This window comes from Pseudomonas sp. 05T35, assembly GCF_056396605.1.
The window spans coordinates 1-2,523 of sequence record NZ_JBFTLU010000725.1 but is presented as its reverse complement, the minus strand read 5'-3'; the positions used below and the strand labels follow the sequence as shown (position 1 = coordinate 2,523).

Here is a 2,523-nt window from a genome sequence, read left to right as displayed (position 1 = left end):
GTTCAGGATGGGCGTCGAGTTTTTCGCACGACGCCAGGCTTAACAGCACCGCCAGTGGCGTCTTCAGCGCATGACCGAGGTTGCCCAGGGCATTGCGCGAGCGCTTGAGGCTGTCTTCGGTGTGCGCGAGCAAATGGTTGATCTGCGCCACCAAAGGCTCCAGCTCCAGCGGCACTTGAGCGTCCAGTTGCGAGCGTTGCCCTTGTTGCAACTGAGCGATCTGCTCGCGGGCGTTTTCCAGCGGTCGCAAGGCGCGCCGCACGGTGACCCGCTGTAACACCAGAATCAACAGCAACCCCGTCAGGCCCAACCCGAGCCCGACCTGGCGCATACGCTGGAAGCTCTCACGCACCGGGGTGTAGTCCTGCGCCACGCTGATGGAGATTGACTGCCCCAATCGCCGGTAGTCCGCGCGCAGGACCAGCAATTGCTGGCCTTCCGGGCCCAGTTGCAGGTTGCTGTGCAGCCCCGGATGATCGAGCAGCGGTAATTCCTGATCCCACAACGAACGTGAGCGCCAGTGATTGTCGGCGAAGTCGATATGGAAATAATGCCCGGAGAACGGTCTCTGGTAGGCCGGCGACAGGCGTCGTTCGTCCAGTTGTAAACCCTGCGGCCCCCGCACCAAGGCCATCAGCAGGTTTTCGCTGTCATTGCGCAACCCGGCTTCCAGATAACGCTGCAAGCCCACTTCGAACAACCACAAACTGGTTTGCGCCAGCACCAGACCGACCACCACCATGACGCTGATCAGTCCCAGGCTCAAACGCCGTTGAATCGACCTCACCGGGTTTGCCCACCGAACAGATAACCCTGACCGCGCCGGGTGTCGATCGTGCAGTTCTTCCGGGTGAAACGGCTTGCTCAGATAGTCGTCGGCGCCAGCCTTGAGCCCTTCGATGCGTTCGGCCCAGGAGTCGCGCGCGGTCAGCACCAGCACTGGCGTGGCCAGGCCCGCCGCCCGCCATTGGCCGAGCACTTCAAGCCCCGGCAACCCTGGCAGCCCGAGATCGAGAATAATCAGGTCGTAGGGTTCAGAGCGGCCCTGATACACCGCATCGCGGCCATCGGCCAACCAGTCGACGGCGTAACCCTGGCGATCGAGCCCGGCCATCAATTCGTCGGCCAGCGGTACGTGGTCTTCCACCAACAGCAGGCGCATCAGTCATCGTCCTTGTCTTTGATCAAGCGCCCGGTGGCGGCTTCCAGGTCCAGCTCACGTACCACGCCGTCGGCGGTCAGCAACTCGACTTCGTAAATGTAAACATCATGCTTTTGTTCAAGCCCGGCTTCGAGCAATTTAGCGCCGGGGTGACGGTCCATCGCCTGCTGCAACAGCTGTTCAAGCGGTAGAATCACGCCTTTCTGACGCAGGCGCAGGGCTTCGTCCTGGTCCAGGTCACGGGCCACCACCGCCGAGCAAAATGCCAGGAGCATCAGGGTCGCCAGGCCATACGCGCGCAGATTAACCTTCATTACATATCCTGAGCATGGAGTGCCTGCGTATTCTTCATAAATTACCCGGGGAGTCACCCTAGCTGCGTCAACTTAACTGAAACTGAATTGCCATCATTGATGCGCTTACATTTCATTTCCGTGTAAACACATCCGGAAAAAATCGAGACCGGTATGACCGCTATCCACATCAAGTTCCCTGCCCTGACCCTCAAGGCCGGCCCGCGGGCCTTTACGCGGATTCGCGAAAACGGCTTGAGCGCCCTGGAGGTCGGCACGCTACCCGGTGCTGCCGGTGGACCGAAAGCCCTGGGGATTCAAGGTCTGGACCTGGCGCTGTTCGGCCAGTGGCTGCCGGCCGCACCGCGCGAGCGCTCGTTGATCGGCGCCTCGGTGGGCTCCTGGCGCTTCTGCATGACCCACGCCTGGCGCCGCCGCTCAACGCGCTGAATGACTTCCCGTCGCGTTTCGTTGCGTTGAACGCCGGCAACTTGCGTCAGGCCTTGCTCGCGTCGGGCTCGATCCCGATGGTCATGGAAGGCGTACGTGACCTGCCCGGTGCAGGCGCCGGGACTTATCGCGATGGCGGCTTGCTGGATTACCACCTCGACTTGCCGTACAGCGGTGACGACATCGTGCTTTACCCGCATTTCACCGATCGGGTGATTCCCGGCTGGTTCGACAAAACCCTGCCATGGCGACGCGGCAATTCCGGGCGTTTGCAGGATGTGCTGCTGGTGGCGCCGTCGAAGGCCTACCTGTCGCGCCTGCCCTACGGCAAATTACCCGACCGGAATGACTTCAAGCGCTTCATGGGTGATCCGGCCAGCCGCCAGAAATACTGGAAAACCGCCATGGACGAGAGCCAGCGGCTCGGCGACGAGTTCCTCGAACTGACGGCCAGCGGGCGTTTGGGTGAGCAGCTGTTGACCCTTTAGTCAGTGTTTTCCCGCAACCCCGGACCCAAGCTGTTAAACTCGCGATCTGCCCCATCGCCGCGCGCGATAGCCACCTGACAGAGCTCAAACCACTGTGGAAATCTTCAAAGAGTTTACCTTCGAATCCGCC

The 2,523-nt window shown here is 61.2% G+C and carries 1 protein-coding gene and 2 pseudogenes; 1 reads left to right on the top strand and 2 read right to left on the bottom strand.

Annotation, left to right across the window (positions count from 1 at the left end):
• Nucleotides 1–838: 838 nt before the first annotated feature.
• A pseudogene (locus tag AC1DH9_RS29260) lies at nucleotides 839–1,162 on the bottom strand (response regulator); the annotation flags it as partial.
• A complete protein-coding gene (locus AC1DH9_RS29255) occupies nucleotides 1,162–1,476 on the bottom strand; it encodes a PepSY domain-containing protein (RefSeq protein WP_427539743.1) in 315 nt (104 codons plus the stop codon). The gene AC1DH9_RS29255 and the pseudogene AC1DH9_RS29260, both read right to left, overlap by 1 nt.
• Before the next feature lie 153 nt (nucleotides 1,477–1,629).
• Between AC1DH9_RS29255 and AC1DH9_RS29250 the strand changes: the two are divergent.
• Nucleotides 1,630–2,393, top strand: a pseudogene (locus AC1DH9_RS29250) (hypothetical protein).
• Nucleotides 2,394–2,523 lie beyond the last annotated feature (130 nt).

Coding starts and splice junctions, on each gene's coding strand:
- AC1DH9_RS29255 (WP_427539743.1), bottom strand. CDS start 1,476: ATGAAGGTTAATCTGCGCGCGTATGGCCTGGCGACCCTGATGCTCCTG.